This window comes from Protofrankia sp. Cas8, from assembly GCF_963555845.1.
In the GTDB taxonomy this organism is placed as follows: Bacteria; Actinomycetota; Actinomycetes; order Frankiales; family Frankiaceae; genus Protofrankia.
The window spans coordinates 32930-41421 of record NZ_CAUVXI010000013.1; the positions used below are offsets into that span (position 1 = coordinate 32930).

Annotated in this window: 6 protein-coding genes and 1 pseudogene; 5 read left to right on the forward strand and 2 right to left on the reverse strand. The window is 68.0% G+C overall.

From position 1 onward, the window contains the following. Positions 1–194 precede the first annotated feature (194 nt). Positions 195–2096 carry an ABC-F family ATP-binding cassette domain-containing protein gene (locus U9977_RS04220; protein ID WP_322747833.1) on the forward strand — a complete coding sequence of 634 codons (1902 nt, stop codon included), beginning with the start codon at positions 195–197 and terminating at the stop codon, positions 2094–2096. Positions 2097–2355: 259 nt separating this feature from the next. Here U9977_RS04220 and U9977_RS04225 read toward each other — a convergent pair whose 3' ends face one another. Then, positions 2356–3333, reverse strand: a complete 978-nt coding sequence (locus U9977_RS04225) for an acyl-CoA desaturase (RefSeq protein WP_322747834.1) — start codon at positions 3331–3333, stop codon at positions 2356–2358. Positions 3334–3938: 605 nt separating this feature from the next. On the opposite strand from U9977_RS04225, the gene glmU reads away from it, so the two are divergent. The 4 genes from glmU (at position 3939) to U9977_RS04245 (ending at position 8154) form a co-directional block, all read left to right on the forward strand. Then, on the forward strand, positions 3939–5588 hold the full coding sequence (gene glmU / locus U9977_RS04230; protein ID WP_322747835.1) for a bifunctional UDP-N-acetylglucosamine diphosphorylase/glucosamine-1-phosphate N-acetyltransferase GlmU: 1650 nt from the start codon (positions 3939–3941) through the stop codon (positions 5586–5588). Between the two features lie 63 nt (positions 5589–5651). Continuing rightward, positions 5652–6626 carry a ribose-phosphate diphosphokinase gene (locus U9977_RS04235; protein ID WP_322747836.1) on the forward strand — a complete coding sequence of 325 codons (975 nt, stop codon included), beginning with the start codon at positions 5652–5654 and terminating at the stop codon, positions 6624–6626. 28 nt (positions 6627–6654) lie between these two features. Next, entirely contained in the window at positions 6655–7746 is a 1092-nt protein-coding gene (locus U9977_RS04240; protein ID WP_322747837.1) for an alpha/beta hydrolase, read from the forward strand. Between the two features lie 75 nt (positions 7747–7821). Continuing rightward, on the forward strand, positions 7822–8154 hold the full coding sequence (locus tag U9977_RS04245; protein WP_322747838.1) for a YnfA family protein: 333 nt from the start codon (positions 7822–7824) through the stop codon (positions 8152–8154). On the opposite strand, the pseudogene U9977_RS04250 reads toward U9977_RS04245, so the two are convergent. After that, positions 8132–8492 (reverse strand): annotated as a pseudogene (locus U9977_RS04250) (acetyltransferase); the annotation flags it as partial. The gene U9977_RS04245 and the pseudogene U9977_RS04250 sit on opposite strands and share 23 nt — an antisense overlap.

Here is an 8492-nt window from a genome sequence, read left to right on the forward strand (position 1 = left end):
ACCGACCTGCGCCTTCCTGGCCCGGGACGCCGCGCAGAGCGTGGCACTGGCTGCGAGCCTCGCCGGGATGGGCGTCTGCCGGGCGGTTCGACGGGCGCACGGTCCGGTCGCGGGCGCCCGTCTGGTCGACCCGGGCACGTCCGGATGAGCCGCAGGACGATCCGCGCCGACCCCGGCCTGATGAGCAGGATCCGATGAGTGACATCCTGGTCACGATGGAGGCGGTCGTGGCCGCCTTCGGGACCCGCGTCCTGCTGGACGGCGTGAGCCTCGGAGTGGCGAGCGGGGAACGGATCGGGGTGGTCGGCCGTAACGGCGCGGGCAAGAGCACGCTGCTAAAGCTCCTGGCCGGTGAGGCGCACCCCGATGCCGGTCGGGTCGTGCACACGGGGTCTCTGCGCGTGGGCATCCTCGCGCAGGACGACCGGCTCGTGCCCACCGCGACCGTGCGCCAGGCCGTGGTCGGTGACGTACCCGATCATGTGTGGGCCGCGGATCCACGTCGCCGGTCGGTGCTGCGTGGGCTGGGTCTGCTCGACCGTCTGGACGATCTCGTCGGGCAGTCCTCCGGTGGGGAGCGTCGGCGTACCGCCCTGGCCGCGCTGCTCGTCGACGACCTGGACCTGCTGATACTGGACGAGCCCACCAACCATCTTGACGTCGAAGGCGTCGCGTGGCTCGCCGCCGAGCTGGCATCCTGGCGCGGCGGGCTCCTCGTCGCCACGCACGACCGGTGGTTTCTCGATGAGGTGTGCGAGCGGGTCTGGGAGGTCGTCGACGGCCGGGTGGACGCCTACGAGGGCGGCTACAGCGCGTATGTGCTGGCCCGCGCGGAGCGGACCCGGCGAGCCGACGCCACCGAGGCGCGGCGCCAGAACCTGCTCCGCAAGGAGCTGGCCTGGCTGCGCCGTGGCCCGCCGGCCCGGACCGCCAAGCCGCGCTTTCGAATCGATGCGGCCAACGCCCTGATTGCTGACGAGCCACCCGCGCGCGACACCCTCGGTCTGCGGACCTTTGCCGCATCCCGCCTCGGGAAGGACGTCTTCGACGTCGAGGACGTGACGCTGCGCCTCGGTGACCGGGAGCTGTTCGCGAATATGACGTGGCGGCTGGGCCCGGGCGATCGGGTGGGTCTCGTCGGGGGCAACGGGAGCGGTAAGACCACGCTGTTGCGCCTGCTGACCGGTACGGTGAGTCCGGATTCGGGCACTGTCCGAGTGGGGCGCAGTGCGCGCCCCGCTCTGCTCACCCAGGAGATCTGCGAGCTGAACCCGAGGCTGCGGGCGCTGGAGGCGGTCCAGGAGGCCGGCCAGGTACTGGATGTCGGACCCCGGCCGAAGTCGTCGGCGCCATCGCGCAGCTCCGCCGGCGACGGTGGACACGGCGGGCAGAACCGGGAGCTGACGGCGGGTCAGCTGCTGGAGCAGTTCGGTCTGCCCTCGGCCCGGCAGTGGACGCCGGTCGGTGACCTCTCCGGCGGGGAACGGCGGCGGCTGCAGCTCCTGCGGCTGCTCATGGAACGGCCCAACGCGCTGCTACTGGACGAACCCACCAACGACCTGGACACCGACACGCTGACCGCGTTGGAGGACATCCTGGACTCGTGGCCGGGAACGTTGGTCGTGGTCAGTCATGATCGTTATTTTCTGGAACGAACCTGCGACACGATCGTCGCTCTGCTTGGCGACGGTTGCCTGGTCATGCTGCCCGGTGGGGTGGATGAGTACCTCGCCCGCCGGCAACGCCTGGCCGCCGCAGGCGCCGGGACGCCCACCGATACGGGCAGTTCAGCCCGTCCCGGATCCGGTGCCAGCTCCGGATCCGGTGCCGGTGGCGGTGGCGGTGCCGGTGGCGGTGGCGGTGGCGGTGGCGGAGCGGCTCAGGCCCGGGTCGCGCGCAAGGAGCTGAACCGCCTTGAACGGGCGCTGGAGCGGTTGGGACGCCAGGAGACCGCGCTGCACACGGCGCTTGCGGAGGCAGCCACCGACCATGGGCGCCTGCTCGCCCTGGACGCTGAGCTGCGTGCGGTCGTCGCGGAGAAAACCCGGACCGAGGAGGCCTGGCTCGTCGTCGCGACCGACCTCGAAGATGCCTGAATGTCCTGGAGGGCGTCCTGCTGCCGGATGCTCTTTGGGAACGATGTGAATCTGGTGCTGTGGCAGGAGCATCAGATTCACATCGTTAAGAGCGCCCGGCACTAGGGGCGTGGATGAAGGAGCGGGGCTTGGGTGCATGCATCGCGCAGCGATGGACAGGGAGCGATGTGGCGAGGTGCGTGCCCCGGCCCGTGCCCCGGCCCCGCGACGCCGCGCCCCCTGTTGCCGGCCGCGTCAAGATCCCAGGCCCTCGGTTCGGTCAGCCGGCTGTCTGGACCTCTTTCGCCCGCAGGCGTTCGGGGTCTGGCCAGCGGACGTCATGAACGACCCGCAGCGTCTCCATCAGCTTGATCAGATAGGCGCTGGTGTCCAGCTGCCAGGGTTTGACCCCGTGACGGGCCAGGGTCGGCTCGGCGTGATGCAGGTTGTGCCAGGACTCGCCCATCGACAGGAAGGCGAGCGGCCAGACGTTGCCGGAGTGGTCCCGTGACTTGTACGGGTGCTTGCCGACCACGTGACAGATGCTGTTCGTCGACCACGTCACATGGTGCAGCAGGGCCACCCGGACCAGGCTCGCCCAGAAGAACGCCTGCAGCGCGGCTTCGAAGGAGCCGCCCCACAGCCCTCCGATGAGCGCAGGCGCGGCGAGGCTCACCGCCGCGCAGACCGCGAACATATGGCTGACCCGGACCATGTCGGCGTCAGCGAGCAGGTCCGGAGCGTACCGGCGCTGGTCGGTCTGCTCGACGTCGAACAGCCACCCGACGTGGGCGTGCCACAGACCCTTGGCCACCGCGCGGGTGCCGGTGCCGTACCGCCACGGCGAGTGCGGGTCGCCGTCCTTGTCGCTGAAGGCGTGGTGACGCCGGTGGTCGGCAACCCAGCGGATCACTGGACCTTCGATCGCCATGTTGCCGGCGACGGCGAGTGCGACGCGTACGGGCCTGGCGGCCTTGAATCCGCGGTGGGTGAAGTACCGGTGGAAACCGACGGTCACGCCGTGGCCAGTGATCATATACATGACCGCGGCCAGGACCACATCTCGCCAGCTGATCCACCGATCCCACAGCAGGGGGATCGCCGCGGCCAGCGCGGTGAGCGGAAGGGCGATGATCGTCGCCAGGATGACCTGCTCGCTTCGAGCTTTGACCGATGACTGCGGCACGACCGTGTGGCGGAGCGGAGCGGTCACGCCGGCCGCGACACCCGTCGCGTTCACCGTGTCTGTTGCAGTCATGACATAGTCCCGTTCATCGGTCCCGTTCGTCGGTCGGGTTCGTCGGTCACGGTCGGTGGTCGCGGTTGGTGGTCGCGTTCACAGCCACGACGACTTCCGTTAAGTCACGGTAGCTCGTTGCGGCAACGCATGGTGCCCGCTGCGGGGAACATCCACGAAAACAATCCGTGCGGCCGGCCCAGCTGACATGATCGGATGATCTTTGGTGGGAGGCCTTGGGGATGGTAGACTGCCTTCGGTTTTCCCTCGATCCGCCGTGGTGTAATCGGCAGCACAGAAGATTTTGGTTCTTCTAGTCCACGTTCGAGTCGTGGCGGCGGAGCGCGAGGTTTCGACCGGCCGAGGCATCGGTGCGGCCCGGACGGTTTATCCGCGTTGCGTCACGTGCCGTCGTGGAAATTGTGCACGTCACCGCGGAGGCGCACCCAGGAGTCGCGCCCGGGAGTCGTTAGCGGCGACCCGTTGAGAGGCGACTTGTTGTCGGTGCGTCGTAACCGGTGCGTCGTAACCGGTGCGTCGTAACCGGCGGGTCGGTAACCGGCGGGTTCGTAACCCGCTAGACTCGGCATACACTGACGTTGATGTCCGCGATCACGGGAGCTCGTGTGACCCAACCACGTCCGGCGGCGGTTGTCGTCCTCGCGGCAGGCGAGGGTAAACGGATGCGTTCAACCATCCCCAAAGTGCTGCACCGTATCGCGGGTCGATCCCTCCTTGACCATGTTCTTGCCGCTGTGGCGCCGCTCGGTGCACAGCGACAGCTCGTGGTGGTCGGGCATGCCCGGGAGCGGGTGATCGCGGCGATCGCCGGACGCGCTCCGGAGGTGTCGCCGGTCGTGCAGGACACCCAGGGCGGCACGGGACACGCGGTCCGGGTCGCATTGCAGGCGACTGTGGGCATCGGGCCGGACGAGCTGGTGGTCGTGGTCCCCGGGGACGCCCCGCTGTTGACCGGCGCGACCATGTCGGCGCTGGTGGCGGCCCATATCCGGGCAGCCGCGGCGGCGACCGTGCTGACCGCCGAGGTTTCCGATCCGTCCGGGTACGGTCGGGTGATTCGTGGGTCCTCAGGTGAAGTCCGGGCGATTGTCGAGCAGTCGGACGCCGACCGCGTCACCGCGGCCATTCGTGAGATCAATACCGGGGTATACGTCTTTACAGCCGGTCCGTTGATCGAGGCGTTGACATCTTTGACGACCGACAATGCCCAGGGTGAAGAATACCTGACCGACGTCGTCGGCGCGCTTTTCGCGCATCGCCACGCCGTAGCCGCGTATCCGCTCGACGATCCGGGCGAGGCGTTGGGTGTGAACGACCGGATCCAGCTCGCCGCGGCCGGGATCGTCATGCGGGACAGGATCGTGACCGCGGTGATGCGGGCGGGCACCACCGTGCTGGATCCCTCCACCACCTGGATCGACGTCGACGTCACCGTCGAGGCGGACACGACACTGCTGCCGAACACGTTCCTGCACGGGCGCACCCGGGTGGCCGTCGCAGCCGTGATCGGTCCCGACTGCACCCTCACCGACACGGTGGTCGGGGCCGGTGCCACGGTCAGCCGCACCACCGCGGCCGATTCGGTGATCGGACCGGACTGCGTGGTCGGTCCTTACACGCATCTGCGCCCGGGAACGCACATCGGATGCGGGGTCAAGCTCGGTGCCTTTGTGGAGACCAAGGCGGCCCAGATCGCCGACGGCGCGAAAGTACCCCACCTGGCCTACGTCGGCGATGCGGTGATCGGTGAGCGTAGCAACATCGGCTGTGGGACGATCTTTGCGAACTATGACGGCATCGCCAAGCATCGCACCGTGATCGGTGCGGATGTCAAGATCGGCAGTGACACCGTGCTGGTTGCGCCAGTCCAGGTGGGGGACGGCGCGTACACAGGTGCTGGTTCGATCATCACTGAGGATGTGGTGTCGGGAGCGCTCGCGGTCCGGGAGGGTCGGCAGCGGACGATCGAGGGATGGGTGCAACGGCGTCGTCCCGGCACGGCGGCGGCTCGGGCCGCCGCCTCCGCATCCTCCCGCGCGTCAACGGACTCCCGCGCGTCAACGGGCTCCCGCGCGTCAACGGGCTCCCGCGCGTCAACGGGCTCCCGCGCGTCAACGGGCTCCCGCGCGTCAACGGGCTCCCGCGCGTCAACGGGCGATGGGGTTGGCGCCGATGGTCCGGTACCCACTGCCGACGGTCCGACTGCCGCCGCCGTCACCATCGCTGGCAGCGCCGGCGGCGGGCGCCGATCGTAGACACCTGTCGTAGCGATGAGGACCGAGCGCTCGTAATCGAATGGACCAGGTTGGAGATTCCTGATGGCCTACCAGACTGAGAACCGGCGCAACCTGATGCTTTTCGGCGGTCGCGCGCATCCTGAACTGGTAGCCGAGGTGGCCGCCGCACTTGACGTTGCGCCGGTGCCCACGAGCGCCTACGAGTTCTCCAATGGAGAGATCTTCGTCCGGTTCGAGGAGTCGGTTCGCGGGTGTGACGCATTCGTGCTGCAGTGTCACGCCGCGCCGGTGAACACGTGGTTGATGGAACAGCTCATCATGGTGGATGCGCTCAAGCGTGCGAACGCCAAACGCATCACCGTGGTGGCGCCGTTCTATCCCTACGCTCGGCAGGACAAGAAGCACCGTGGCCGGGAGCCGATCTCGGCCCGGCTGATCGCGGATCTGTTCAAGACCGCCGGTGCGCACCGGCTGATGTCGGTGGATCTCCACACCGCCCAGATCCAGGGGTTCTTCGACGGACCGGTTGACCACCTGTTCGCGTTGCCGCTGCTCACCGACTACATCGAGAGCAAGCTCGATACATCCGTCGTCACGGTGGTGGCCCCCGACGCCGGCCGGGTCCGCGTCGCCGAGCGTTGGACCGATCGGCTCGGCTGTCCGCTGGCGATCATCCACAAGCGACGTGACCCGGATGTGCCGAACCAGGTCAAGATGTTCGACGTGGTCGGAGAGGTCAGGGGTCGGACCTGCGTTATCGTCGATGACATGATCGATACCGCCGGCACCGTCACCAAGGCGGCGGAGGCCCTGGCGGAGCACGGCGCGACCGAGGTGATCGCCGCGGCGACCCACGGCGTGCTTTCCGGCCCCGCCGTCGACCGGCTGAAGAACTCCGACATCAGCGAGGTTGTGCTGACCAATACGTTGCCGCTGCGCAGCGAGGCCAGGATCGACAAGATCACAGAACTGTCGATCGCGCCGCTGTTGGCCGCTGCGATCAAGGCGGTCTTCGAGGACGGGTCGGTGACCGAGCTCTTCGGCGGCGACGCATGACCGCCGGGGCGGGAGGGACGGCCCGGCGATGAGCGGGTTGTCCGTCCTGTCCGGCGGCTTTATCGGTGCTCTTTTCGCGGCGGCGACGGCCGCATGGGTCGCGGTGACGCGGACGTTCGGCAGGTGGCCGCGACCAACCAGAGTCGTGATCTTCTTTCTGGCGATCATGCTCACGATCGCGGCGGCGGCTGATGTGGTCAATGCGTACTTCAGCTATCTCCCCCGGCTCGGGGATGTGGTGGGAGCGGCCACCGAGGGTGGCTCTGATGTCCGCCTGAGGACCGCGGATCTGCGTCCGTCAGCGACATCAGCTGCCCTGCGTTCGCATCCGCACGGGGCGGTTCTGGCGCTTCCCGTCCCTGACAGGGACAGCGGCTTCGGGGCGACGACCGCACTGGTCTATCTGCCACCCCAGTACTTCGACCGGCCGCAATCGCATTTTCCGGTGCTTTACCTCATCCATGGATCACCCGGTATCCCGGCTGACTGGCTGCGCGGCGGGCAGGCAGCCGATGCCGGTGACCGGGTCGCGTCCGCCGGCCATCCGGTGATCATAGTGATGCCGCGCATGAGCCACGGATGGCTTGACGACCCCGAGTGCGTGGACGGAGTCGGCGAGCACGTCGAGACCCATCTGTTGCGCGACGTCATACCGACGGTCGAATCGACCCTGCGGGTCGAGCCCGGCTGGACCAACCGTGGCATCGCCGGAATGTCGGCGGGTGGTTACTGCGCGCTCAACATCGGCCTGCGGAACAGGTCCGTGTTCGGGTCGATCATAGACATGTCCGGGCTGACCCGCCCGACCCATGCAGGCGGCCTGCGGCCGTTGTTCGGTGCAGGTCCCCAGGCGCAGGCTGCTGAGATCGCGAACAGCCCGGATCTCTATGTCGGTGGCCTCGGTCCGGGCCCCCGGCCGCAGATCTGGCTCGATGTGGGACGTCACGACCACACGGTCGCGATCGCCATTCATCATATGTATGATCTTCTCGACGTCAACGGCTACCCGGTGCAGTTGCACGTGCGGTCGGGAGTACACACGTTCACCGTCTGGCGGCCGGCGTTTCGAGACGCGCTCTCCTGGTTCGCCGACGACGTCGCCCGGGTGTCCGCAGCGTAGGTATACCGGCACGGGTATCGCAGGAATATCGGCAACCGGGGTCCGCCGGACCGGATCTGTGGTGGGCTGGGCGCCGTGTTCGTCGTCCGTACGGCAGGCCTTTTCGTGCTGGCGGCAGTCGCCGAGATCGGCGGGGCGTGGCTGGTGTGGCAGGGGATCCGCGAGCACAGAGGGGCGGTGTTCGTCGGTGGCGGGTTGATCTCACTGTGTGTCTACGGATTTGTCGCGACCCTCCAGCCTGATCCGAACTTCGGGCGGGTGCTGGCGGCCTATGGCGGTGTGTTCGTCGCCGGATCACTTGCCTGGGGTGTTGTCGCGGACGGGTATCGTCCGGATCGTTACGACATCCTTGGCGCGTCGGTATGCCTGGTCGGTGTGGGATTTATCATGTTTGGCCACCGTAAGTGATCGCAGGGCCGGTACCGACGCCGACGGGCCCGGCCCCCCGCAGGAAGCGGGCCGGGTTGCCGACCCAGACCTCCGAGCCGGGCACATCGGCCAGTACGACCGCGCCCATGCCCACCGTGGACCACGGACCGACCGAGAGGTTCTCCCGGACGAGCGCGCCCGCACCGATGTACGCACCCGTCCCCACGCGTACGCCGCCGGCCAGTGAGACCGACGCGCAGATCGTCGCGAAGTCGTCCAGGACGTCGTCATGGGTGAACACCGAATTCGGCATCACCGCGACGTGATTACCCATGGTGACAGACGTGGTCAGGACGACACCACCCAGCAGGATTGAT